At 70.7% G+C, this 23,599-nt stretch carries 23 protein-coding genes; 5 read left to right on the forward strand and 18 right to left on the reverse strand.

Features of this window, described 5'->3' with window-relative positions:
• The 3 genes from Q0937_RS05730 to Q0937_RS05740 are packed head-to-tail and all read right to left on the reverse strand — an operon-like array spanning position 1 to position 3,109.
• Positions 1 to 345, reverse strand: a complete 345-nt coding sequence (locus Q0937_RS05730; protein ID WP_299300676.1) for a hypothetical protein — start codon at positions 343 to 345, stop codon at positions 1 to 3.
• A gap of 48 nt (positions 346 to 393) precedes the next feature.
• Positions 394 to 1,884 (reverse strand): proline-rich domain-containing protein, encoded by a 1,491-nt coding sequence (locus Q0937_RS05735; protein ID WP_299300678.1) that lies wholly within the window; start codon positions 1,882 to 1,884, stop codon positions 394 to 396.
• 19 nt (positions 1,885 to 1,903) lie between these two features.
• A complete protein-coding gene (locus Q0937_RS05740) occupies positions 1,904 to 3,109 on the reverse strand; it encodes an SPFH domain-containing protein (RefSeq protein WP_299300682.1) in 1,206 nt (401 codons plus the stop codon).
• Positions 3,110 to 3,205: 96 nt separating this feature from the next.
• Between Q0937_RS05740 and Q0937_RS05745 the strand changes: the two genes are divergently transcribed.
• A complete protein-coding gene (locus Q0937_RS05745) occupies positions 3,206 to 4,162 on the forward strand; it encodes a bile acid:sodium symporter (RefSeq protein ID WP_299300685.1) in 957 nt (318 codons plus the stop codon).
• A gap of 24 nt (positions 4,163 to 4,186) precedes the next feature.
• Here the strand turns inward: Q0937_RS05745 and Q0937_RS05750 are convergent, their stop codons facing one another.
• The 6 genes from Q0937_RS05750 to Q0937_RS05775 are packed head-to-tail and all read right to left on the reverse strand — an operon-like array spanning position 4,187 to position 10,635.
• On the reverse strand, positions 4,187 to 6,091 hold the full coding sequence (locus tag Q0937_RS05750) for an ABC transporter ATP-binding protein (RefSeq protein ID WP_299300688.1): 1,905 nt from the start codon (positions 6,089 to 6,091) through the stop codon (positions 4,187 to 4,189).
• 60 nt (positions 6,092 to 6,151) lie between these two features.
• Positions 6,152 to 7,090 (reverse strand): bile acid:sodium symporter family protein, encoded by a 939-nt coding sequence (locus Q0937_RS05755; protein WP_299300690.1) that lies wholly within the window; start codon positions 7,088 to 7,090, stop codon positions 6,152 to 6,154.
• A 33-nt stretch (positions 7,091 to 7,123) separates the two neighbouring features.
• A complete protein-coding gene (locus tag Q0937_RS05760) occupies positions 7,124 to 7,759 on the reverse strand; it encodes a response regulator transcription factor (RefSeq protein ID WP_299300693.1) in 636 nt (211 codons plus the stop codon).
• On the reverse strand, positions 7,756 to 8,907 hold the full coding sequence (locus Q0937_RS05765; protein ID WP_299300696.1) for a sensor histidine kinase: 1,152 nt from the start codon (positions 8,905 to 8,907) through the stop codon (positions 7,756 to 7,758). The genes Q0937_RS05760 and Q0937_RS05765 overlap by 4 nt, the downstream gene beginning before the upstream one ends.
• Before the next feature lie 13 nt (positions 8,908 to 8,920).
• A complete protein-coding gene (locus tag Q0937_RS05770; protein WP_299300699.1) occupies positions 8,921 to 9,718 on the reverse strand; it encodes an ABC transporter permease in 798 nt (265 codons plus the stop codon).
• Positions 9,715 to 10,635: an ABC transporter ATP-binding protein gene (locus tag Q0937_RS05775; protein WP_299300702.1), complete on the reverse strand. Its 921-nt coding sequence runs from the start codon at positions 10,633 to 10,635 to the stop codon at positions 9,715 to 9,717. The genes Q0937_RS05770 and Q0937_RS05775 overlap by 4 nt, the downstream gene beginning before the upstream one ends.
• A gap of 97 nt (positions 10,636 to 10,732) precedes the next feature.
• On the opposite strand from Q0937_RS05775, the gene Q0937_RS05780 reads away from it, so the two are divergent.
• The gene (locus Q0937_RS05780) at positions 10,733 to 12,250 is read left to right on the forward strand and encodes an amidohydrolase (protein WP_299300705.1); all 1,518 of its coding nucleotides are present in this window, start codon (positions 10,733 to 10,735) and stop codon (positions 12,248 to 12,250) included.
• Position 12,251: 1 nt separating this feature from the next.
• On the opposite strand, the gene Q0937_RS05785 is transcribed toward Q0937_RS05780, so the two are convergent.
• From Q0937_RS05785 to Q0937_RS05795, 3 genes are all read right to left on the reverse strand, one after another.
• Positions 12,252 to 12,650 carry a type II toxin-antitoxin system VapC family toxin gene (locus Q0937_RS05785; RefSeq protein ID WP_299300708.1) on the reverse strand — a complete coding sequence of 133 codons (399 nt, stop codon included), beginning with the start codon at positions 12,648 to 12,650 and terminating at the stop codon, positions 12,252 to 12,254.
• The gene (locus Q0937_RS05790) at positions 12,647 to 12,880 is read right to left on the reverse strand and encodes an antitoxin (protein WP_299300711.1); all 234 of its coding nucleotides are present in this window, start codon (positions 12,878 to 12,880) and stop codon (positions 12,647 to 12,649) included. The genes Q0937_RS05785 and Q0937_RS05790 overlap by 4 nt, the downstream gene beginning before the upstream one ends.
• A 119-nt stretch (positions 12,881 to 12,999) precedes the next feature.
• A complete protein-coding gene (locus Q0937_RS05795; RefSeq protein WP_299300714.1) occupies positions 13,000 to 13,368 on the reverse strand; it encodes a MauE/DoxX family redox-associated membrane protein in 369 nt (122 codons plus the stop codon).
• Between the two features lie 486 nt (positions 13,369 to 13,854).
• On the opposite strand from Q0937_RS05795, the gene Q0937_RS05800 reads away from it, so the two are divergent.
• Positions 13,855 to 14,745 (forward strand): serine protein kinase RIO, encoded by an 891-nt coding sequence (locus tag Q0937_RS05800; RefSeq protein WP_299300717.1) that lies wholly within the window; start codon positions 13,855 to 13,857, stop codon positions 14,743 to 14,745.
• Positions 14,746 to 14,777: 32 nt separating this feature from the next.
• On the opposite strand, the gene Q0937_RS05805 is transcribed toward Q0937_RS05800, so the two are convergent.
• The 4 genes from Q0937_RS05805 to Q0937_RS05820 all read right to left on the reverse strand — a co-directional run bounded on the left by Q0937_RS05805 (position 14,778) and on the right by Q0937_RS05820 (position 18,125).
• On the reverse strand, positions 14,778 to 15,245 hold the full coding sequence (locus Q0937_RS05805) for a DUF1992 domain-containing protein (protein WP_299300720.1): 468 nt from the start codon (positions 15,243 to 15,245) through the stop codon (positions 14,778 to 14,780).
• 47 nt (positions 15,246 to 15,292) lie between these two features.
• Complete coding sequence (locus Q0937_RS05810; protein ID WP_299300723.1) at positions 15,293 to 15,781, reverse strand: SRPBCC family protein; 489 nt, start codon at positions 15,779 to 15,781, stop codon at positions 15,293 to 15,295.
• Between the two features lie 14 nt (positions 15,782 to 15,795).
• Positions 15,796 to 17,016: a beta-propeller fold lactonase family protein gene (locus tag Q0937_RS05815; RefSeq protein WP_299300726.1), complete on the reverse strand. Its 1,221-nt coding sequence runs from the start codon at positions 17,014 to 17,016 to the stop codon at positions 15,796 to 15,798.
• A gap of 77 nt (positions 17,017 to 17,093) precedes the next feature.
• A complete protein-coding gene (locus Q0937_RS05820) occupies positions 17,094 to 18,125 on the reverse strand; it encodes a GNAT family N-acetyltransferase (protein ID WP_299300729.1) in 1,032 nt (343 codons plus the stop codon).
• A 155-nt stretch (positions 18,126 to 18,280) separates the two neighbouring features.
• Between Q0937_RS05820 and Q0937_RS05825 the strand changes: the two genes are divergently transcribed.
• Positions 18,281 to 19,354 carry a MerR family transcriptional regulator gene (locus Q0937_RS05825; RefSeq protein WP_299300732.1) on the forward strand — a complete coding sequence of 358 codons (1,074 nt, stop codon included), beginning with the start codon at positions 18,281 to 18,283 and terminating at the stop codon, positions 19,352 to 19,354.
• A 138-nt stretch (positions 19,355 to 19,492) separates the two neighbouring features.
• Here Q0937_RS05825 and Q0937_RS05830 read toward each other — a convergent pair whose 3' ends face one another.
• The gene (locus Q0937_RS05830) at positions 19,493 to 20,722 is read right to left on the reverse strand and encodes an AAA family ATPase (RefSeq protein WP_299300735.1); all 1,230 of its coding nucleotides are present in this window, start codon (positions 20,720 to 20,722) and stop codon (positions 19,493 to 19,495) included.
• Positions 20,723 to 21,188: 466 nt separating this feature from the next.
• Between Q0937_RS05830 and Q0937_RS05835 the strand changes: the two genes are divergently transcribed.
• A complete protein-coding gene (locus Q0937_RS05835) occupies positions 21,189 to 22,958 on the forward strand; it encodes an HNH endonuclease signature motif containing protein (RefSeq protein ID WP_299300738.1) in 1,770 nt (589 codons plus the stop codon).
• Position 22,959: 1 nt separating this feature from the next.
• Here the strand turns inward: Q0937_RS05835 and Q0937_RS05840 are convergent, their stop codons facing one another.
• Positions 22,960 to 23,592 (reverse strand): isochorismatase family protein, encoded by a 633-nt coding sequence (locus tag Q0937_RS05840; protein WP_299300741.1) that lies wholly within the window; start codon positions 23,590 to 23,592, stop codon positions 22,960 to 22,962.
• Positions 23,593 to 23,599: the final 7 nt, after the last annotated feature.

Below are 23,599 nucleotides of genomic sequence, written 5' to 3' on the forward strand. Positions count from 1 at the left end.
TCATGGCACCTTGATGCGGCGCACCCGCGTGAGGTGGTCGGTGCTGTTGCGCCCGGACATCGAGCGGCTCTTCTGGCGGTTGTTGGTCCCGACCCTGCGGTCGCCCTGGCGGAGATTGCCGACGGCGACCTCCGTCTCCTTCTCGAACTTGTGGCGCTTGTCGGTGTTGCGGTAGTAGCGGTAGATCCCGCCGTAGACCGCGGCGAACACCGCTGGGCCGGCGACGAAGGGGAACGCGATGCCGATCGCCCCGGAATCGGAGTCGGCCAGCAGCATCGTGGTCGTCGGGTCGGCGGCCAGCTCAGCGAGCAGCGGGAGCATCGCATCCTCCTCGGTCAGGGCCATCACAGCAGGCGGTGCAGCGGTCGGGCTTGCTCAAAATCATCGTCGGCCTCATCCCATCAGGAACCAGCCGAAGCCGACGACGCCGGCGATGACCGCGGCCACGGTGCCGGCGGCGCAGGCCACGGCGAAGATCTTCGGATGAGAGACGGGGACGGAGCCCATGGTGTTGCCGTTGCGGGCGTTGACCGCGATGTAGTGCACGAGGGAGCCCTCGCCCTTCGCGGAGTCCGCGTAGCTGTACAGCCACACCGGCACGTACACCGAGACCCAGCGGGTGCCGCGCACGGCGACTCCCTCCTCCTCCCAGCGCACCCCGCGGTCATAGCGGCCGATGGTGGGGCTCGCCTTCGCCCGGGCGATCGCCAGGAACCGGTTCTCGACCTCGTCGTCCACGTCGCGCACGTTCAGATCGCGGCGCTCGGACGTGAAGTTCTTGAGGTAGTTCGAGTTGTAGGTGACCGCATTCTCGGTGTCGTACGGCTGCACGGCGCCCAGGATGTTGTTCGTCGCCTGCTTGTTGTCCTTGATGTCGAAGCGCTCGGCGGACTCCACGGTGAGGTCGTCCACCAGCAGATCGAAGGCACGCTGCACGGAGTAGACATCCGCGTCGTAGTACGTCTCGGACCGCTTGTTGTCGCCGCTGCCGGTGGTCACCGTGTACTGGCGCGTGGTGACCTCGCCGGTGCCCCGCAGGACGGCATGCATGTTGCCATCGACCACCATGTACGGGATGTACACGCCCATCACGTTGTCGGGGACGAACTCGGCTTTGAAGCGGGCGTGCGCGAAAGCCTTGCGCTTGCCCGCGAAGGCATCGATGCGCTCGATCGCCTCCTCGCGGGTGAGCTGGAAGGGCAGCACCGCGTCGGGGACCGCACCGTTGGGGATCTGGGTGTTGATCGAGAGGGTCTGGCGGCACCAGTGGCAGCGGGCCTGCAGCTGCTGCTCGACGTTGATGACCACCTCCGCACCGCAGCCCTGGCACTTCAGGGTCACCGTGGTGAGGTCCTCACGGATATCCGCTGTGCCCGAGGCCATGGTGTGGCCGCGCAGCTCCGCGATCGAGGAGTCCAGGCCGAAGGCCCGCTCCGCGTTCTCCTCGTTCCAGGTGTGACGGCAGTAGGAGCAGAACAAGGCTTTCGCGGTGAGCGAGTAGTGGATGTCCGAGCTGCCGCAGCGCGGGCACTTGTTCAGGCCGTCGTCCTTGCCCGAGCTCGTGTCGATGATCCTGTTCGAGGAGTGCTTCAGCGCCGCCTCCGCCGCCCCGGCGACCGCGTCGTCGCCGAGCATCTGCTCCTGGGGCTGCTGTTTGTCGCCCTGCTGAGCACCGCCGGGCCATTGCGGCATCGCCTGCGGTCCGGCGCTCGGGGCGCCCGACGGGGTGAACCGCGGGTCACCGCCGGGCGGCGCCCCCTGACCGGACTGTCCGGGGCGCAGCGGCTGCCCGGTGGGAGCGGGCGGGACCGGCCCGCCGGGCCCAGCAGGCCTGGCGGGCTGGTCCGGTCGCGCCCACGGCGGGTGCTCAGGAGGCACTGTCATCGCGATGCGTCGTGCCGGCTCAGAGACCGAGGGCGGCCTTCTTCGCCGCCTCGTAGTCCGTCTCGGAGATCAGGCCCTGATCCAGCATCTGCTTGTACTGGGCGAGCTTCGCCACCGGGTCCTCCTGGGCCGGCGCCGCCTGCTGGGGCTGGGCCTGCTGCTGTTCCTGCGGAGCACCCTGCTGGCCCGGCGGGGCCCAGGGCTGAACCGGGTTGACCATGCCACCGGCCGCACCCATGCCGGCCCCGAACATCGCCAGGCCTGCACCGCCGCCGGTCTCCCCGGCGGCCTGCACGCCGCGCGCGGCGGCCTGGTTCATGAACGACTGCGAGCGGGCGCCGGAGAGGGCGTCGGCCTTCTGCACGTCCTTCAGCAGCTCACGGGTGTGCTGGTCGTACTCGATCGAGACGATCGCGGTCTTCACGATCGCGAGGCCGCGGTCGCTGGACCAGCGGTAGCCCTCTTCGACAGCGGCGGAGAGCGACTGCGCGAAGCCCACCGAATCGCCCTGGATCTTGGAGATCCGGTTGCCCTTGTCGGGATCGTTGGTGTAACGGGAGAACGCCTGCGCGAGGGAGCCGACGACCTCCTGGAACAGCTGGCTGCCGGCCTTGTTGTCGACGTCGGCGAAGTCGAACACCGGGGCGTTCGCGGAGATGAAGGTCGCGGGCACGAAGTTGTGCACGAACAGCAGCGGGTCGATGATCCGCAGCGTGTACGAGCCGCGGCACACCGCGCCGACCTGCGAGTTGAGGTAGGCGTCGTCCCAGTAGATCTCCGACTGGGTCCCGAAGCGGTTGTCCGGGATCTCCTTGAGGCTCACGTAGAAGGCGAGCTGCTGCGAGGAGGGGCGGCCGCCGAACTTGAACCGCTCCCAGGAGGTGCCGACGGTCGAGGCGAGGATGTCGTCACCGGCGAAGACGGAGCGGGCATCCGGGGAGGAGTCGTTGAACTCGTACCCCCCGGCCTCGGTGATCAGACCGGTCGCCCGGCCGTCGACCACGGTGATCAGCCCGTAGCCCTGGGGGACGAGGATCTTCGAGCCGTTGGAGATGACGTTCTCGCTCCCGCGGGTGTTCGAGCCGCGACCGGCGTTGGTGCCCTGCGGGACGGCCGGGAACAGCGCTGCCGTCTGCGGCAGACCGTTCGGAACGGTGAGGAAGTCCTTCCACTGATCGGCGAGCATCCCGCCGACCGCGCCCTTGAATGCCTGGATGAATCCCATGTCAGCTCCTTCGTTCCCCCGAGACTGTGTGATCGGAGCCATGCTATCGCGGAGCACCCGAATACTCGCTGGATCCGCGGGCTACCGTCGCCGGGTATGGAGCGTGAGCAGAGCCGGCAGTGGGCGGAGCGTCATCAGGTCGCGATCTGTCTGCTGGCGATCGGGGCGGGCGCGGCGCTCGGGGCGCTCCTGCCCGGGGCGGCTCCGACCCTCGAGGTGGCGGTGGAGCCGTCGATCGCCGCCCTGCTGCTGGTGACCTTCCTCGGGGTGCCGCTGCGCGGGATCGGGGCGGCACTGGGCGATCGTCGCTTCCTGCTGGCCCTGCTGGCGGTGAACTTCCTGGTCGTCCCGATGATCGCCTGGGCGCTCACCCGTCCTCTGACCGGCTCACCCGAGCTGCTGATCGGTGCGCTGCTGGTGCTGCTGGCGCCCTGCATCGACTACGTCCTCGTGTTCACCGCGCTCGCGGGCGGGGCGCACGAGCGGCTGCTCGCCGCGACACCGCTGCTCATGCTCGCCCAGATGCTGGCCCTGCCGGTGCTGGTGCCGCTGCTGAGCGGAGGGGCGGCGGGGCTCATCGACCCGCTCCCGTTCCTGCGCGCCTTCGTGCTGCTGATCGTCCTCCCCCTGCTGGCCGCCGCGCTCCTCCAGCGCTTCGCCCCGCGCCTGGACCTCGCGCCCGCGATGATTCCGCTGATGGTGCTGGTGCTGATCACGGTGGTCGCCTCCCAGACCCCGCGGGTGCTCGGCGCGGGCACGGCGCTGCTCGCAGTGGTGCCCGTCTATCTCGCGTTCCTGCTGCTCGCGACCGGCGCCGGGATCCTGGTCTCGCGACTCGCGCGGCTCCGGACCGCCGCCGCTCGCGCCCTCACCTTCTCCGGCGCCACCCGCAACTCGCTGGTGGTGCTGCCGCTCGCGCTCGCAATGCCGTCGGCGCTGGTGCCCGCGGCCGTCGTCACCCAGACCCTCGTCGAGCTGCTGGGGATGGCGGTGCTGGTGCGGGTGCTGCCGCGGTTGATCAGGGACGGATCGCGACCACCAGCCCGATCGTGACCGGATGCCGTTCACCGGCGACACTCAGCCGGTGATGTCGAACGTCGCGAGCTTCTTCTTGTTCCCGGCGCTCTGCAGGTCCAGCAGCTGGGCGTAGATGCCGCCGCTCGCGGCGAGCTCGGCCGGAGAGCCGATCTCATCGATGCGCCCATCGCTCAGGGTGATGATCCGGTCGACCCCGGCGATCGTGGAGAGGCGATGGGCGATGATCAGCGAGGTGCGGCCGGCCATCAGCTCCTCGAGCCCCTTCTGCACCTGGATCTCTGCCTTGGTGTCCAGGGCGGAGGTGGCCTCGTCGAGCACGAGCACGGGGGCGTCCTTGAGCATCGCGCGGGCCACCGCGATCCGCTGGCGCTGCCCACCGGAGAGCTTGAGCCCGCGCTCCCCGATCACCTGCTCGTAGCCGGCCGGGAAGCGGCGGATGAAGGTGTCGGCGTTCGCGCGGCGGGCCGCATCGACCACCTCCTCCTCGCTGGCCTCGGGGCGGCCGTACGCGATGTTCTCGCGGATGCTGCCGGAGAACAGGGAGGCGTCCTGGAAGACCACTCCGATGCGGGAACGCAGCTGGTCCAGCGGCAGCTCCGCGCTGGGACGGCCCACCACCTCGATGCTTCCCCGGCGCGGCTCGTACAGGCCCAGCAACAGGTTGACGATGGTGGACTTGCCGCCACCGGACTCCCCCACCAGGGCGATCTTCTCGCCGCGCGCCACCGCGAAGTCGATCTCGTGCAGCACGTCCTCGCCATCCTCATAGGCGAAGTCGACACCTCGGAAGGCGACCACGGGAGCGCCGGGCACCGCCTCGATCTCCGGGGAGACGGTGAGCACCGGGGCGGGTGCCCTGTCGTCGGCGTGCCCGTCGACCCCCTCCCCGTCGGCGACGGTGCCGCTCGCATGCCCGGCATCCGCGGCGTCCGTCGGCCGCGCGGCCATCACCGCGGCCGTGCGGGGATCCACCGGGGTCTCCATCACCCGGAAGTAGTCCTTGGAGCCGGCGATCGCGCGCTGGGCGGAGTCGATCACCCAGCTCATCGACTCCACCGGCGCCTTCGCCATGGCCATCAGCTGGATCAGCAGCACCATCTCGCCGATCGTGAACTGCCCCTGGACGGTGCGCACGAAGATGATCACGTAGATGCCGAAGAAGATGAGGTTCAGGAACGCCCGACGGATCACGTCCATCCGGTGCCAGTGCGAGGACTGCGCGCGCGTGGTGGCGTCGGTGGAGCGGAAGCGGCGGGAGAAGTCTGCGAGCTCCCCGCGCTCGCGCACGAAGGACTTCACCACCCGGATCTGGCCGACCACCTCGGCGAAGCGGCCCGAGGCGATGTCGATCTGCTCGTTCTTCTCCCCCTCCAGGCGCTGCCACTTCACCGAGGTCAACGAGGTCAGCCATACGTAGACGGGGAAGACGATCAGCAGCAGCACGGTGAGCGGCCAGGCGTACCAGGCGCTGATCGCGAGCACCGCAGCGGTGGTGATCAGCATCGATGCGAAGGAGTTCGACATCATCTTGGTGAAGTTCGTGATCTCGGTGATCGAGCGGTTCAGCCTCGCCACGATGGTGCCGGTGATCTCGCCGTCGAACCAGCGCTGGGGCAGGTGGAGGAGCTTGTCGTAGTAGCGCACCGAGAGGATGGTGCGCATCCGGTTGCTCATCACGTCGCCGAACCAGCCGCCGACGTTGGAGATCACGGTGACGGCCAGCTCCGCCGCCAGCACCGCCGCGGCGATGAGGACGACGGTGCGCACAGCGGTGCCGGTCCCGCCCTGCTCGTCCACGGCACCCGCGACGGTGTCGGTCGCGTGACCGATCAGGAAGGGCACCGCGAGGCCCGCGACCGCGGTGAGCACGGAGCAGGCGATGATCGCGATGTACAGCGGGGCGAGGGCACGGGTGAAGCGGACGATGCGCAGCAGGGATGTCACCTGCTCAGCCTAGGCGGGGCCCTCCGGCCTGACCACGTGCTTCTGCTCTCCCCACGTGCTTCAATCCGACTTCGGGCCCACCACGCCCAGCAGCACTCCGAGGGAGGTCCTCTCCCCCGCGCTCCGTCGCCGCAGCACGCCGCTGCCCAGGGCGTAGGGCACCAGCATCACGAAGCCGACGGCGCTGAGCAGCAGGATCGCGACCACGATCGAGCCGTCGTCGTCGGACCCTTCGGCGCCGGTGCGGGCCACCAGCAGGGCGGCGGCGATGTTGCGCTGGCTGGTGAGGATCGCGGGGCCGTCGCGCACCGTCAGGCTGTCCCCGGCGAGGTCTCCGGCGATGCGGCCGGCGACGAAGGCGAGCGCCACGAGACCGACCGCGACCAGCAGCACCGGGGAGAGCACCAGGTCCAGCACCAGGCCGGTGTTCGCCCCGAAGCCGGAGAGGAACATCAGCACCGCGGAGACCGCCGCGACGCTGCCGGCGATGCGGGCGAGCAGGTCGGCCTGCCCCGGCCAGACGGCGGCGAGCACGATGCCCGCGATCATCGGGGAGAGCATGGTGCCGAGCAGCAGCCGCGCCACCGCCCAGCCGTTCACGGTCACGTCCTGGAGAAGGAAGGGCACCACCAGCGGCATGAACAGGATCGAGCCGAGCAGCAGCACCGCCATCGGACCGGCGGTCTCGCCGTAGGGGATGCGGGCCATCGCACCGAGCTGCAGCACGAAGGGTGCTCCCGCGGCGCACAGAGCGATGATGAAGCCCTCCCCGGTCTGGTGCGGGAGCATATCGCTGAGCAGCCAGATCAGCAGTGTGCCCACGGCCGGGACCACCACGAAGTTCACGCCGAGCACCGCGAAGACCGTGCGGCGGTCCCGCAGCTGCCTGCGGAAGGCGCCGAGCGGGGTGCGCAGCCCCATCGAGAGCATCGAGGCGATCGCGAAGATCGGCACGCTGATCTGGATCAGCAGGCCGAACAGGGATTCGATCGTATGCACCACGGCAGGTTACGCGAGCCGACCGGGCAGTCGTCAGATCCACCCGTTGTCGGATGCGCTCCTCACGGCCTCGGCCCGGTTGCCGACCCCGAGCTTCCCGATCACGGCGGAGAGGTGGTTGCGCACGGTGCCCTCGGAGAGGAAGAGGGTCTGCGCGATCGACGCGGTGGTGCCGCCGGCGGCCACGGCCTGCAGCACCTCGGTCTCCTTCGCGGTCAGCGGGCTCGCGCCGACGGCGAGGGACTGCGCGGCGAGCTCGGGGTCGACCACCCGCAGACCCTGGTGCACGCGGCGCACCGCGTCGACGAGCTGCTCGACGGGCGTGTCCTTGACCATGAAGCCGTGCGCACCGGCCTCCATGGTGCGGCGCAGGTAGCCGGCGCGCCCGAAGGTGGTCAGCACGATGATCCGAGGTGCCCCGTCACTCCCCCGCAGAGCCTCGGCGACCTCGATCCCGTCCGCCGGCCCCACGGCACCCTCGGCCGTGGTGCCGGCCGGCATCTGCACGTCCAGCAGCAGCACATCGGGGCGGTGCTCGGCCACCGCGGCGAGGGCGCCTGCCCCGTCGGCCGCCTCCCCCACGACCTCGAGGTCTCTCTCCAGGCGCAGCAGCGCGACCAGGCCCGAGCGCAGGATCGCCTGGTCGTCGGCGACCACCAGGCGGATCATGCGCTCGCTCCCATCCGGGCGGTGAGGCGGGTGCCGGTCTCGCTCGAGTCCACCTCGAGCTGCCCGCCGGCGAGCGCCACGCGGGCCTCGAGGCCACGCAGGCCGGAGCGGTCCGCACCCTGGGGGATGCCGACGCCGTCGTCCTCGACGCTCACGGAGTCCGGATCGACGGTGATCTCGGCGCGGGTGGCGCGGGAGTGGCGCACGATGTTGGTGACTCCTTCGCGGATCACGTAGCCGAACAGCTCGGCGAGGTCGTCGTGCAGCGGCGGCAGGGCGGTGGGGACCTCGGCCTGGATCCCGACGGTGGTGAGCACGGTGCGGGCGGAGGCGATCTCGGTCGCGGCGCGCACGTGCTGCATGCCGGAGGCGGTCGCGCGGACGTCCGAGAGCGCCTGGCGCACGGTCTGCTCGATGTGCACGAGCTGCTCGCGGGCGGCCTCGGGATCGGAGTCCAGGAGCCGGCGGGCGAGCTGCGCGGAGATGGTGAGCGAGGTCAGCGAGTGGCCGAGGAGGTCGTGCAGGTCGCGTCCGATGCGCTCGCGCTCCGCGGCGACCGCCAGCACGGCGTTGCGGTGCTGGGCGGCCTCGAGCTGCTCCTGGAGCACCTGCTGGCGCACCCCGTAGCCGATGCCCCACGCCATCACGGTGCCCATGACGGCGAGGCCGGCGGCGATCGGCACCGCGAACACGAAGGCGAGCACCACCACGGTGAGGCTCATCAGCAGCATGCTCGGCACCGCCCACCTCCAGGGCAACAGCAGCACATGGGTCATGGCCTGGAACATCACCATGAACAGGACGTTCGCCCCGAGCGCCGGGATCAGGAGCAGCAACAGTGCGGTGCATACCGCGAACCAGGCCAGGCGCACGCGCTGAGGGTAGAGCCCGATGCCGGTGGCGTAGGCGAACAGCAGCGCGTAGAGCGGCAGCACCAGGGTGACCACGAGCGCGGCGGGGCCCGGGTCCTGGATCCAGGCGATCGTGATCGGGATCAGGATGAACAGCACCGGCGGGATCGCGAAGGCGAGGCCGCCGGACTCGACGGCGGCACGGTGGATCGCGCGCGGTGTGAGGGGCCGGGCGTCGGCCTCCTCCTCGGAGCCGCGTGCCCACGCCCCCCACGTCGTCGTGTCGGTGGTTCCCATGGCGCTCATTGTGTCAGCGACGCTTCAGGCCCACCGCGCGGCGCAGGCTGAACGCGCACAGCCCGCCGAGCACCACGGTCCAGGCACCGATCACGAGCAGGCCGGTCACGGGCAGCTCCCCGTCGTACATCGACCACTGCCCGAGCTGCGAGATCCAGTAGGTGGGCATGGCCTGCCCGACCTGCTGCATCCAGCTCGGGAACATCTCCAGCGGCATCCACAGCCCGCCGAAGATCGCCATCGCCATCATGGTCACCACGCCTCCCGCCATGGCGGCGCCGCCCTTGAGGACCATGCCCAGCACGATCCCGATGAGGATGGTGGGCAGCAGCCCCAGCCAGAGCACCACGACGGTGGTGAGGAACGGGCCGGCGCCCACCTCGACGCCGGTCGCGAGGCCCACCACTCCCACCGCGACCAGCGCGGGGAGGATCACGGCGCTCGCCGCCATCACCGAGCCGACGAGGAACGAGCGGGGGGACAGCCCCGCGACGATCAGCTGCCGCAGGAAGCCGTTGCGCTGGTCCTCCTGGATCTGGGTGCCGGCCGTGACGGCGGCGCCGAGCCCGCCGTAGGCGGCCATGTTGACCATGATCATGCCGCGGGCCTGCCCGTCGGCGGCCTCGCCGAACATCATCCCGAACAGCAGGTACATCCCCACCGGCAGGGCGATCGTGAACACCATGAACATGACGTTGGTGACCGTCATCCGCGTGGTGTGCAGCGCGTAGCGCACGGTGCGGGTCGCGGCCGACGGGGCGGCGGTGGTGCGGGCGGTGGCAGCGGTGGTGGTGGCAGCGGTGGTGGTCATCGTGCGTCTCCTTCGTGGTCGGTGATGCGCAGGAAGGCCTCCTCGAGCCCGGGCGCGGAGACCAGGACCTCGTGGACGGCGGCGGCGAGCTCCCCGGTGAACAGCGCGGCGAGCGCGGCATCGGAGTCGGAGCAGAGGGCGCGCACGCGGCGCGGGTCCGTCTCGTCGGCCGCAGCGCTCTCGACGCCGGGCAGCCCGGCGATCTGCTCCGGGGACGCGCCGCGCAGGGTGATCACGCGCCCGGCGACGACGGCGCTGATCTCGGGGCCGGTGCCGTCGGCGACCACGCGGCCGCGGTCCATGACGATCACGCGAGCCGCCTCGCGCTCGGCCTCATCGAGATGGTGGGTGGCGAAGACGACGGTGCGGCCGGTGGCGGCGACCTCTCGCATCTGGTCCCAGAAGGCGCGGCGGGCACCGACGTCCATGCCGACGGTCGGCTCGTCCAGCAGCAGCACCTGGGGGTCTCCGAGCAGCGCGATCGCGAAGCGGACCCGCTGCGCCTGGCCGCCGGACAGCGCCCCCATCTTGCGCCCCACCAGGTCTTCGATGTCGGCCTGGGCGATCACGTCGGCCAGCGGCATGGGGTGGGCCTGCAGGGAGTGGAGCATCCGCAGCATCGAGCGGACGCTCTGGTCCGGCAGCAGCGCCCCGGCCTGGAGCATGGTGCCGATCAGTCCGGTGCGGGTGGCGGTCACGGGGTCGGTGCCGAGCACGCTCACGGCGCCGGTGTCGGGCGTGGCGAGCCCGACCATCATCTCCATCGCGGTGGATTTGCCGGCGCCGTTGGGGCCCAGCAGCGCCACGATCTCGCCGGGGCGGATCTCGAGGTCGAGGCCGTCGAGGGCGCGCACCGCTCCGTAGTGCTTGCTGAGCCCGCGCAGGCTGATCGCGGCGGTGGTGGTGGTCGTGGTCATGGCCCCAGACTTCCGCGACGGCGGCCCTCGCCCCAGTCCCCGCGGTCATGACCGGGTCATGACAGTCGTCATGGCTTCGTGCGGCTAGTCTGGATCGGTGCTGATCAGACAGGTGCGGCCGTATGACGCCGCCACGGGTGGGGCGCCGGCCCGCCCGGTGGACCTGCGGCTCCGCGACGGCGTGATCACCGAGCTCGCCGTCGGCCTCCGTGCCGCTCCCGGCGAGGAGATCCTCGAGGGTGCCGGCGCGCTCGCGATCCCGGGGCTCTGGGACCAGCACGTCCACTCCGGGCAGCTCGCTCAGGCCCATGCCCGCCTGGACACCTCCGGGGCGGGCAGCGTGGGCGTGATCCTCGAGCTGGTGCGCGCCGAGCTCGGGGTGCGTCGTGAATCCGCCGTCGATTCCACGATGGCGCTGATCGGTTTCGGTCACCGCCTGGTGGACTTCGCCGTGCGGCCGACGGTGCCGGCGCTCGACGAGGCGACCGACGCGGTGCCCACGGTGCTGATCGGCGGCGATGCGCATCACGCCTGGCTGAACTCCGCCGCACTGCGCGCCCTGGGCCTGCCCCCGCGCGACGGGATCGTCGCGGAGGAGGAATGGTTCGCGCTCGCCCCGCGCCTGCCTGAGCTGCCCGGAGTCGCCGCTGCGGTGGCCACCGGTGCGGCGATGCTGCAGCGCCAGGCCCTGCAGCGCGGAGTGGTGGGGCTGACGGACATGGAGTGGGGCCGACCCTGGGAGGAGTGGCCGCACCGCACCCCCCGTATGCGGATCCGCACCGCGGTCTATCCCGAGGAGCTCGCCGCGGCGCCGGGCCCGACGGGTCTGGTGCTCGACGAGCGGGGCCTGGTGTCCATGGGCCCGCTCAAGGTGATCGTGGACGGCGCCCTCGGCTCCCACTCCGCCTACACCCGCGATGCCTACACCGACGGCCACGGCTATGCGGGTCACGGCGTCCTCAGCGTCGGCCCCGAGGCCCTGCGCGATGCGCTGCGCCGGGCGAAGTCCCAGGGCCTCACCGCCGCGGTCCACGCGATCGGCGATGCCGCCGCACAGGTCGCGCTCGCGGCGATCCGGGCCGTCGGCGGCGAGGGCGCTCGGATCGAGCACGCCCAGATGCTCACGGACGACGACATCGACGCGATGGCCGCGCTCGGCGTCACCGCCTCCGTCCAGCCTGCCCATCTGCTGGACGACCGCGATGCGACCGACACGATCTGGCCCGGCCACGGCACCCAGGCCTTCCGGCTGCGGGACCTGCTCACCGCCGGGGTGCCGCTCGCGCTGGGCTCCGACGCCCCGGTCGCCCCGCTGGATCCGTGGCTGGCGATGGCCGCGGCCGTGCACCGCAGCGCCGACGCGCGCCCGGGCTGGCATCCCGAGCAGCAGCTCCAGCCGCGCGAGGCCCTCGCCGCCTCGACCGACGGGATCACGGCCCTGCAGGTGGGCGGCCCGGGCGATGTGGTGCTGCTCGAGGACTCCCCCTTCGTCGACGTCCCGTTCGGCGCCGACGGGTTGCTGGTCGACGCCGCGGCCCGAGAGGCGGCGCACCGCCTGCGGGAGACCTCGGTGCTCGCGACGACCGTGGCCGGACGCCTCGAGTCGATGCGGTGAGTCAGACCGGCACCACGGTGCTCTGCGGGAAGGCGCGCGCGAGCCGACGGTCGAGCGTCAGGACCCTGATCTGGTCCGCAGCGTCCGAGAGCGAGTGCCCGAGCGCGAGATAGATGGCGTCGTAGGCAGTGGCGTTGTCCCGCAGTGACCATGCGAGGCGCAGCAGCGGCCGTTCGGGATACCAGGCGATGCCCAGCGATTCGAGATCCTCGAGCACCTCTCGTGCCCTGGCCTCCTCGAGCTGTGCGCTGCGCACCCATCCGCGCAGGACGCTCAGCAGTTCGACTGCCATCAGCTCGGGGGCGGCGAGCTCGTGCCCGTCGATCTCGCGGAGGATGCCGTCTACCGCAGGCTGTCGGAGCAGGAGCGCCGCCGCGGCCGAGGCATCCAGGACGATCACCCGCCGATCCGCTCGGCGCGTGCCCGCTCGAGCTCCTCGACCGGATCGGTGAGCACGGGCGCCGACCGCGCGGAGATGCGCGCAAGCACCTCGTCCCGCGAGGGCCGAGCCGCAATCCGGTCCAGCTCACCGCGGAGGTACTCGCTCAGCGAGAGCCCCTGGAGCGCGGCACGCCGTTTCAGGATGGCTGCGGTCTCCGGTCGGACGTCGCGGATCTGCACTGTGCTCATGGCACAGATCATAGGTGTGCATGCATGTTGCATGCAAAGGGTCTGGGCGGCGCCCTCCCCTGATGACCTGGATCGGCTTGCGAGGAGCGCTGCTGGCAGGGATGCCCGACCCGCTCGCCTCAGCCCCGACGCGCCACGTGCACAGCCTGGGCGATGAGCAGTCCCTGCAGCGGCAACCGCCCGACAGCGATCGCCCGCTTCCCCGGCCGGGCCCTGCGCCAGTCGATGGCCATCTGCACATTCGCCGGGAACACCGCCACGAACAGCACCGCCGCGGCGATCCCGCCCAGGCGCCGAGTGCGCGGGACGGCGAGCAGCCCGGCCACCCCGAGCTCCGCGACACCGGAGGCATAGGTGAAGTTCCGCGCCCGGCCGGGCAGAGCCCGCGGGACGATCGTGTCGAAGGGCTCGGGTCTGACGAAGTGCATGGTCCCCGCCCCTCCGAGCAGGGCGGCAAGAAATCCGGTGGTCTTCCGCGCGTGGGTCATTCCCCGGATCCTACGGTGGGCAGCACACAGAACTCACCGGTTCGGCAGGCAGCAGGTCCTCAGAGGTGGCCATCGGCATCGGGATGACGGTCACCCCGAGGAGGCGGCTCCTCCTCAGCCTCCTCCCCTCCCTCCGGATCGCACCCCGCCAGCCCCGCCAGCCCCAGCGACACCAGCACCGCTCCGGTCCGCACCAGGCAACGGCGGGACGGGCGGCTCGAAGATCGCGCGGGGGGCATGCCCGCATCAGATCACGCTCTGCGCAGACTCCCGGAAGTTGTCCCCAATCCCCAGCTCAGGCAGCAGGTGCACCGGCGTCGAGTATTCACTCGCGCCTCATGACAGTCCCGTCGTACGCTGTGCCCGGTTCCGTGTGGAGCCCTGAGGGAAGGAGGAGCTGATGGTTGTCACCGCGCTGACCCCTGCAGTCCTCCCTTCCGCACCGACCTGCTGAGCAGCTCGCAGGTCCTCCCTCAGGAGACCCCTATGACCACGTCCTTCGACCAGGACGCCTTCTTCGCCCGCGCCATGTTCACCGCCACCGTCGCCGAGCTCGACAAGGATCAGCGCTGGTCCACCTGGCCCGAGACCGCCCACACGATGGACCGCGGCCCGCAGCCCTTTCCCGACTGGGTCGTCCAGCACGACGGCGCGATCGACACCGAGCTCGGGATCCTCAAGACCGGCAAGGAGGCCGACGCCTTCCTCCTCGAGCGTGCCCTGCCCGAGGAGCTCCTGAGCGGTGCTCCCGGCGAGGCGGTGCTGATGGTCGCCAAGCGCTACCGCTCCCCCGACCACTCGACCTTCCACCGCGGCAGTGCCTACACCGACGGCCGCCGCACCACGGACACCCGCGAGGCCCGGGCGATGGCCAAGGGCACCGCCTTCGGCAAGCAGGTCGCCGCCGCGCAGTGGGCCCGCACCGAGTTCGACATGCTCTGCCGGCTGTGGGAGGCCGGGCTGCCGGTGCCCTACCCGATCCAGCTCGTCGGCACGGAGCTGTGCATGGAGTTCATCGGCACCGACGACGAGCACGGCGCGGTCGCCGCCCCGCGCCTGCAGGAGACCGCGCCGGATGGGCCGACAGTCGCCCGCTGGGCCCACCTGCTGCGGGGCGCGGTCCTGGATCTCGCCCTCCTGGGCCTGGTCCACGGCGACCTCTCCCCCTACAACATCCTCGCCGATTCCCGGCAGGCCGAGCCCGATCCGGTGATCATCGACGTCCCGCAGGTGATCGACCTGATCGCGAATCCGAACGGCACCGAGTTCCTGCGCCGTGACTGCGTGAACGTGTGCACCTGGCTGCGCTCGCACGGGGCGTCCGCGTCGGCCGCTGATCCCGAGGAGTGGTTCCGCGCCGCGACGGCACAGCACTGAGCTGCAGGTGGCCGGTGCAGGGCGACTGACCCTCAGCCCCGTCGGCGCAGCGGCCACCAGCGCCGCCGGCGGGATTCCGCCACCGGCTCGGGCGTGGGTGCCATCGTCGGCGCCGGCCTGGGCACGCGCACCTCCCGCCACCGTGCGACGGCATCCTCCGGATCCCAGGCCGGGGCGAGCATCCGCTGGAAGGGATTCGCACGCCGGTCCTGATGGACCCTCTCGGTGAAGTCCTCGGCATACTCCCGCACGGCCCGCTCATCCGGCAGCGCGGCCAGGGTCTCGTCCCGCTTCTCGAACTCCTTGCGCAGCAGCACCACCACCGGGAGCAGAGCCTGACTGTCGATCTCGCCGCTGGCCAGGCGCTGGTTGATCCACCAGTCCGGATCGTGGGCAGCGGGCAGGTCCAGCGGCTTCCCGGCGCCGGGGAGGTTGTCGAAGTCCCCGCGCCGCGCGGCCTGGTCGATCGCTGATTCCACGCGCGCGATGTCCGGGTCCATCGCCGGCCCGAGGGTCCTCGGGTCGACGGGCTCGTCCGGCGTCGTGCTCAGGAGTCCCCGCCCTCCTCGGCGAGCTGGGCGAGGCGGTCGATCGAGGCCATCAGCTTCTCCGGCGTCATCAGGCGCGCCTTGGCCAGGCGCTTCTCCTGCTCGGCAGGCAGCGCGGTGAAGTCATAGAGATGGGTGACGCGGGTGCGGTCATCATCGACGGGTTCGAGGATCCAGCCCCAACGGTGACCGGAAGGTTCCTCACCCTCGGGGGCAGGGGCCCAGACGATCTCCCGCCCCTCGACGAAGGCGACGACGTGATTGTCGCGCACCCCGCCGTTGGTCAGCGTCATCACGAACACGTCGCCGTCGGCACGCACCCGCTGGCCAGGAGCGGCCTCGGCGAGGTTGTCGTTGCCGTCCCAGCGCGGCTGCTGCGAGGGATCGGCGATCAGCTCGAAGATCGTCTCCGCCGGGGCGGCGATGTCCCGGGAGGCGGTGACGAGGCGGTCGTCGTGGGTCTGCGGGGTGGTGACGTCGTCGTTCATGACTCCATCCTGGCTCATGGCTCGACCGTGCCGCCAGGGGCAGTGTCGTCGAAGACGTCGATCGAGCCGGCATAGTTCGCGACCCAGACCCGGCGCTGGGTGGGCTCGTAGGTGATGCCGATGGGGTTCTTGCCCACCTCGACGCTCTGGATCTCCTCGAGGGTCTCGGTGTCGAACTTGGAGACGGTGTTCGCGTAGTAGTTCACGACGTACAGCGCGAGGCCATCGGGAGAGATCGCCATGGTGCGCGGCTCACGCCCGGTCGGGGCCGTGCGCAGCACCTCCCCGGTCGCGGCGTCGAGCTCGAGCAGCTCATCGCTGCCCGAGACGGTGAGATACATGCGGGTCGCATCGGGTGAGAGCACCAGGTGGCGGGGCTTGCGCCCGGTCTCGAGCACCAGCTCGCTCTGCCCCGTCTCGAGATCGAGCTTGTACATCTCGTCGGCGTACATCGCGGTGACATAGGCGGTGCGGTTGTCCGGCAGGATCACGCTGCCGCGCGGGGCGGCATCCACCGGGATCTCCCGGATCTCCTCGCCTGCCTCGAGGTCGAGCACGGAGACGGTCTCGTCGCACCAGTTCGAGACCAGCGCGGTGCTCCCGTCCGCGGAGAGGGAGATGAACTTCGGGACCCGCCCCACCTCGATCACCTGGTCCCACTGGCCGGAGGCGAGGTCGAGGCGGAACACGGCGGAGCGCCCGATCGCCTCGCCGTTCGCGCAGTCGTCGGAGGCAGCAGCACCCTCGCCGGGGCCGCGCAGGCGGTACTGGGAGACATAGGCGTATTTCCCGTCGGGCGAGAACACCGCCTCGACGGGGGCTCCTTCGGTCGTCCCGGCGCGGTCCGGATACCCGAACTCGGCGAGATCGATCGTGTCGGCCACGGTGTGCGTGAGCTCGAGGGTCTCGGCGTCGTACAGCGTCGAGGAGTGGCTGTACATCATGTTGTTCGCGATGACCGTGCCCGCCGGGCTCGCGACCACGGACTTCGGGGTGATGTCCCCCGTTATCCGTTCCAGATGGGTCAGGCGGGTGGTGTTCGAGGGGTCACCGGGCGGCAGCTCGGGCACCGCGCCCGCTGCCCAGCTCCCTCCCTCGGGAGTGACCACGCTGGTCACCAGTCCTCCGACCATGCCGCCGGCCATCACCAGCGACAGGATCGCGATGGCGACCGTGAACTGGTCATGCGGCCGCTCGCGACGCACTTTCCTGTGGTGCTTCGCCTGCACGCTCATCGATCATCCCCGCCCATGCGGGAGAACCTAGCCCGAGCGCCGCCGACGGGCGGGAGGTGGAGCGGCGTGTCGGGAGTTCAGAGCGCGGGACGCCCCTGCAGCACCAGCTCTCGGTAGAGCACCCGGTAGCCGAGCTTCTCGTTGATCTCGATCATCCAGGGGTTCACATGCGAGTTCCAGGTGACCAGGCTCCGCAGCTGCGGGGCGCGCTCTCCCAGCTGCCGGTGGGTGGCGACCTTGAGCGCGAGGCCCAGTCGGTGCCCACGGTGCTCGGGCATGACCAGCGTGTTCTCCTGCCAGCCGAGGGTGCTGTCGGCGGATTCGTGGAGGTGCACCTCGGAGTTCCCGGCGAAGCTGCCGTCGGGTGCGACGGCGACCGCCGTGATCCGCAGCGTCCCCGCCTCGCGCATCCGGCGCTCGCTCTCGCGGATCCGCTCCGGGGTGTAGTCCGGCGCCTCGTGCTCGACGTCCTCATCGGGTTCGTCGAGCTCGAGCTGCCGCATGAGCAGGCCATAGGCCTCGAGGTGCTCCTCGGGGATCTCCCCGTCCCACAGCTCGATCCGGTACTCGCCGATCCTCTCCTCGGCCTCGGCCTGCAGCGTCTGCAGCAGCGAGGCCTCGAGCGGGAGCGCCAGCGCGCGGCAGACGGCGAGGTTCTTCCGGGTGATCCCGAGCCGACGGGCGAGCCGGTTCACGGGCTGCTCCGGGCTGTCAGGGTCGCCGTCGGCCGGGATCTCGCCGTAGCCCTCGACCAGGCTGCGGCCGGATTCGCGGATCGCGGGGATCAGCGCCTCCTCGACCAGTGCGGTCGCGATCCCCTGGCCGCGGAAGGCGGGATGCACCGAGACCTCGACGGAGATGGTCTCGAGGTTCTCCTGCAGCGGCATGAAGGCATTCGCGCGGCCGACGAGCAGCTCGCCGCCCTCGATCACCTCGGCGATCGCCACCCAGCGCCGCACCGTCCAGTACGGGGACTCGCTGAACTGGGCCCGCAGCTGCTCACGGGTGAGGGCCTGGCTGCCGCCGTAGGTGTGCTCATCCAGCGCGCTCTCGAGCGCGAGGTACTGGTCGAGCTCGAGATCGGAGGAGGGGTCCAGAGGGCGGATCATCAGCTGCATGGGAAAAGCAGACCACACCGGATCGGCGCTGGTCGACGGATTATCTGCGCCGACGCTTGACTCTCCCCCTGGGACAATCCGGAAGGTCATCATCACCGGGAGGGTCCCGGTGCCCGGGGACCGGGCGAGGAATGACGGAGGATCGCATGGACGAGACGCTGCTGAGCATCGGGGAGCTGGCCGCCGCGAGCGGGCTGAGCCCCAAGGCGCTGCGCCTCTACGCCGACTCCGGGCTGCTGGTGCCCCGGCGCGTCGACCCCTTCACCGGCTACCGATCCTACGGAGCCGACCAGATCGAACGGGCACGGCTGATCGCCGCCCTGCGCGGCCTGGGGATGGGGCTCGCCCGGATCGGTGTGCTCTGCGATCTGGACGGTGACGCCGCTGCTGCGGAGCTCCGCTCCTGGTGGCGGCAGGAGGAGGCCGACTCCCTCTCCCGCGCCGCATCTGTCCGCTCTCTCGCCCATGACCTCGGGGAACGTCCGACGGAGAACATCATGACCGCTCCCACCACCACTCCCCTCACCGCCTCGGCACTGCATCAGGGCCTCGTACGAGGTTCTCAGCAGGACGCCGCGGCGGTCCGCGCGCTGCCGGGCGGCCGCACCCTGCTCGCCGTCGCCGACGGCTTCGGCAGCGCCGGCGACCTCGCCCCGCAGATCCTCGCCGCCTTCGCGACGGCGCTCGAGGGGGCGCTCGGCGAGTCACCCGGCGCCGCCCAGCTCACCGCCCTCGAGATCGCCTGGACCGCAGCGGAAGCCCTGGTCCCGGCCGACGGCGACGCCGGCTCGACCCTCTCCGCGGCGCTGATCGACGGGGACCGTCTGCACATCGCCCACCTCGGCGACGCCCGCGTGGTCCTGGTGCGCGGTGAGCAGGTCGACGTGGTCACCCAGGACCACACCCGTCTGCGCTCGCTGGTCGAGGCGGGCCGACTCTCCCCCGAGGAGGTCGCCTCGCATCCCGATCGGGCGGTGCTGAACCGTGCCCTCGCCGCAGGTGCCCCCACCGCCCCCGACCTGCTGGTGCGCCGCCTCGCCCCGGGCGATCTGGTGCTGGTGACGACCGACGGGCTGCATGCCGTCGTCGACCCGTCGACCCTCGCCGACGCGCTCATGGACGGGGCAGAGGACCCGAGCGCCCTCGCGGAGTCGCTCGTGCACCTCGCCCTCGCCGCCGGCGGTCCCGACAACATCGGCCTCGCCCTCGCGCGGGTGTGAGGAGGCGCGCTCAGCGCCCGGCGAGAACCAGGCGGATGACTTCCAGGACCGCCGCTCCGATCAGCACGGTGAGGCCGGTGGCGTACGTGCGGGCGGGGCGCCGGGACGTGGACTTGAGGGCGTCTTCGGCGCCTCCCCCTAAGGTCGATCCTCGCGCCGTGCCCGGTGGGAGCGGCGCACTCCCCGATCGGGTTCGACGTCCGTCCCGACGCCCTCCCGCGCCTCGTGACGCAGCGCGTCCCCGAGGTAGGGCAGGGAGAACTCGACGAAACCGCGCCCGGCGGGCCGGATCAGCTCCTCCTCGATGAGGCGCTCGCGGTAGGTGGACTGGTTGCGCGGATCGATGCCCATCCGTCTCGCGATGTCGCCGACGGCCGAGGGGCCCTCGTCCTCGAGCATCGCGTGGAGGTACTCGCGTTTGCGGGGGCTCAGTCCGCGCAGCGCCGGACCGTGGACGTTCTTGATCATCGCCGCGATCACGGCATCGCGCCCGCCGCGCACGTCCTCGATCTCGATCGTGTCGGCCTCGCTGCTGTTCTGCCAGGCCTTCGACCCGATCAGCTGGATCAGGTACGGGTAGCCCCGCGAGATCTCGCCGGCCAGCACGGCAGCGTCAGGGGTGATCGTCTTCGCGGTGTCGGCGATGGTCAGGCGGATCGCCTCCGCGGCAGTGCCCACATCCACGCTGCCCACCTCGATCCGGTGCGCACGGCGCAGGAAGGTGGTGCGCTCATGGTCCAGCAGTGCGTCGACCCCGGGCCGCACCCCGGCGGCGATGAAGGCGACGGCGTGACCGGAGCCGATGAGGTCCTGCACGTGCTGGGTGAGGGCGTGCAGCTGGTCGCGCTCGACCGACTGCAGCTCATCGAGGGTGATCAGCAGCCCGCCGCCGTCCTCGTCGGTGAGCTGGGCGAGCCGGTCGAGCACCGTGGTGAGCACCTCCCCCTCCCCTTCGTAGCGCTGGACGATGTCTCGGGAGGCGCTCACCTGGAAGGCGTGCGCGGACGTCAGGCGCGAGGTCTCGGCCTCTGGATCCATCTCTCGCAGACGCGCGATGGCCTGGCTGCGCAGCTCCTCGGTGAGGGACGTCGAGGAGGTGTGCAGCCGCAGATCGGTCCATCCCGCGTCGAGGGCAAGCTCCCGGAACTCGGTGAGCAGGACTGTTTTGCCGGAGCCTCGGGCGCCGGAGATGAGGATCGCCCTCGCCTCGGGCACGTTCCCGGCCAGGGCGGCGGTGAACTCCTCGATCACGAGGTCGCGCCCGGCGAGGATCATCGGGGTGAGCCCGAAGCCGGGGGTGAAGGGGTTCGCGGGGGTCGCGGGGATCGAGCGGGGCGTCGAGCGGTTCACAGGGTGGGGCGTCGCCATGGAGCCATCCTGCTCTGTATGTCTCTGTATGTACAGGGGTGGGCCGCGGGCTGCCTCCGCACCCGCCGAGACAGCTCACACCGGGCACGGATGCACCGTTCCTCCCCACTGCGAGTTATCCACATTTGGCGAGCACGTATTGACAATTAGGCATTCTACTGAGAATCCCTGCAGGCCGGACTCCTCAGAGAAATAGCGGCCTGCCGAAAAGGGTGCCGCCTGCAGGTGCAGCCGTCGCGAGGCCCGTCAGCATTCCCCCGGCCTGCCAGGCTCCCGCCTCCACCACCAGGTGCATCTCGCCTCGTCGAGGCCGTGCCCGTCGACCATTCCTCCCCACTCATGGGTTATCCACAGATTCGTCCCCATTTCGTGCTGACCCTTCAGTAGGAAGGACGGGAGAATTAGTATTGAGGGATATCGCAGAAGCGGTTCTTGGGGATGCTGGTGGGTGAGAGGAGGGGTGTCGGTGGGTGAGTTCGAGGAGGACCAGTTCGCGTCCGACGACGCGGACGCAGCGGGCGAACCGCTGGCCGGTATCCCTGCGCGTGAGGACAGCCGCGCCGCCGAGGCCCCGGCCGACCGCGATGCCGCCGCTGCGGGCACGGAGGACCCGCCCGATCCCGGTGCTGCGACGGCTCCCGGTCTGCCTGCCGAGCCCGAGGCCGGTGTCGCGCCGGAAGGTCTGCCTGCGTGGTCGGTGCGGGCGCGGCGGGTGCTGGATGAGGAGTGCATCATCGAGGAAGCCGTCCCGGGGAGTCTTGACGCGGGCCGGGTGATGGGTCTGCATCGCACGATGCGGATCCGGGCGAGTCTGCGGGCGCATCAGCTGCGTCAGCTCTCCACGTTCTTTCGGGAGGATCCCGAGGTACGGGGCCTGCTGGATGACGCTGACGTCACGGCGTTGAAGGTCGCCGCAGGGCTGCGGTGCACCTACCCCCAAGCTCATGCGCTGGTTCGTGACGCGCATCTGGCGGTGGCGTGGATGCCGGTGACGTTCACGTATCTGCGGCGGGGGGATCTGCCCGAGCAGTGGCATCACTACCTGATCCGCCACTGCCGGCGTCTGAGCGAGGAGCAGGCCCGGGAGGTGGATGCGCATATGGCCGGTATCGAGATCCCGTCGGTCTCGCAGGACACGTTCGAGAAGCATGTCCGGCTCGCGGTCGCTCTGGCGACCGCGGGGACGCTCCCTGCCCCGCCGTCCCAGTCACGCAATGTGGAGGTCGTGGGGGTCGATACCGAGACGGGGACCGCGGCACTGATGGTGACGGGCCCGATTCCGGAGATCCAGGCCCTCGCCCACCGGCTCGATATCGCAGCCCGCACGGTCCAGAAAGCCCAGCGCCACGCGCTGGAAGCCGGGGTGGAGGGGCCGTTGCCGTTCGATATCGATCGTGACCTCGCCGAGCGGGGTACTGCCCTGTCGTTGCGGACGCTCAGATATGCGATCTTGACTCACTCGGTCCTGGATATCGATCCGGTCCAGGAGACGGCACGGCCCTACAAGATCCTGGTCACCGTCCCGGCCCTGACCCTGATGGGCCACAGCGACGCACCCGCAATGCTGGACGGGATGACGCCCCTGCCCGCACAGCTCGCCCGAGAACTCGCTGCGGGAGAGAGCACGTGGCAGCGGATCCTCACCGATCCGATCACCGGCGCCTACCTGCCCGTGACCGCGCAGACCTACCACCCCACCGCCCAGATGCGGCTCCAGCTGCGGCTGCGCCACCCCGTCTGTGCGGTGCCGGGCTGTGTCCGGGCGACGGTCCTCGCGGCGGAGGATGACCACATCATCGAATACGACCACGACCACCCGGGCCAGGGTGGGCAGACCAGTCTGTGGAACCTCCACCGGCTCTGCTGGCTGCACCACAAGCAGAAGACCGCCGGGCTGATCGACCCCGCCCGTGACCCGGCCGATGACCCCGCCCACGGGGACGGGACCACCACAGCCGGGCCGTTGGAGACGGTGTGGGATATCGGGCGGGACATCCGGCTACGGGCCCGGGAGGACACCGACCTGCTCACCCCACGTCTGGCCCGAACCCTCGAACGGGACTGGCGGACCTACCAACGCGCCCACGAGGACGCGCTACGCCTCCACGCCGAAGAGAAGACCAGACCCCGGCAGGAACGCGCCGCCGAGCAGCGCCGTGCCGCGTGGGCCAGACACCGCGGCCGCCGGATCATCCCACCCGGCCCCACCCACGACGAGACCGAACCACCCTTCTGACTCAGGCAGTCAGACCCGGCGACATGACCACCTCGACCCCGGCCGTGGACAGCTCGTCCGCGAGGGCGGGAATCCCTGCAGAGTGCACCGCCGCGGTGAGGTCCCGCAGCACCCGCACCGGCGCACCGGACTCTGCTGCGCCGAGAGCCGTGGCGCGCACGCAGAAGTCGTACGCCAGCCCCACCACGTCGATCCGCTCCCAGGTGCCGCCATCGGTCGGAACAGCGGCGATCAGCTGATCCACCTGCTCGCCCGTCGCGACGACCTTTCCCTCGAGCACGCTGTACGACGGAACCCCCTGCCCCTTCCGCACGATCTCGAGCCGCTCCCCCAGCTCCTCGGCGAGCGCCGCCACCTCCGGGTGCAGCGCCGCACCCTCGGTCTCCGCGACGCAGTGCACCGGCCAGGTCTCGGCGAAGTCCGGCTCCGCCGGCGGCACCGCGAAGTGTCCGCCGTTGTCGGTGTCCCCGCGATGCCAGTCCTGACTGGCGAGGATGCGGTCATACCCGGCGCCATGGACCCGCACATGCTCGGCGATCCTCCGCGCCACCTCGGCGCCCCCGTCGACGCCGAGCGCACCGCCCTCGCAGAAGTCGTTCTGGACATCGACGATGATCAGCATGCGCGACGACATGGCACTC

The organism is uncultured Brachybacterium sp., assembly GCF_947500705.1.
GTDB lineage: Bacteria > Actinomycetota > Actinomycetes > Actinomycetales > Dermabacteraceae > Brachybacterium.